This window comes from Collinsella sp. Sow4_E3, assembly GCF_052116285.1.
Classification (GTDB): Bacteria; Actinomycetota; Coriobacteriia; order Coriobacteriales; family Coriobacteriaceae; genus Collinsella.
In genome coordinates this window covers 1-463 of the sequence record NZ_JBQKLJ010000118.1, presented here as the reverse complement: position 1 = coordinate 463, position 463 = coordinate 1, and the positions used below count along the sequence as shown (strand labels likewise).

1 protein-coding gene is annotated in these 463 nt (G+C 68.7%); it reads right to left on the bottom strand.

What is annotated here, in order from left to right:
• Positions 1–101 precede the first annotated feature (101 nt).
• Positions 102–296: a hypothetical protein gene (locus ACTQ48_RS11555; protein WP_441042230.1), complete on the bottom strand. Its 195-nt coding sequence runs from the start codon at positions 294–296 to the stop codon at positions 102–104.
• Between the last annotated feature and the right edge of the window lie 167 nt (positions 297–463).

Below are 463 nucleotides of genomic sequence, written 5' to 3'. Positions count from 1 at the left end.
ATGGCGCGGCTCGGGCACACCACGCCGGGGATGGCGATGCTGTACCAGGTCGCCACCGACGAGCGCGACAGGGCGATCGCGCAGCGCATGGGGGAGCTGGGTTAGCGTGTCCTCACCGCCCGCTGCCGCGCCACCCGCGCCCGCAGCGCATCCACCTCGACCGACGGCGCCGTCGCCGGGTCACGCAGCACCCGCATCAGCCGGGTGACCAGCGCTGTGACCGACACCCCGACGTCGAGCGCCACGTCTGGCAGGCGGTTGCGGTAGGCGGCGACGATCAGATCACGGTCAGTCATGGTGGTGCTCCAGTCGGCGGGTCAGGTAGGCGCGCTCGGCAGGGTGCAAGTGGGTGAGTCGCGCCTCTCGGAGCTGCTGGCCGGTGATCATGTCCACCACGGTGACAGGAAAAATCGGGAAAGATTCGGGGTCATGAGGAAAGAGTAGCCGCTCAGCAGGGAAACAC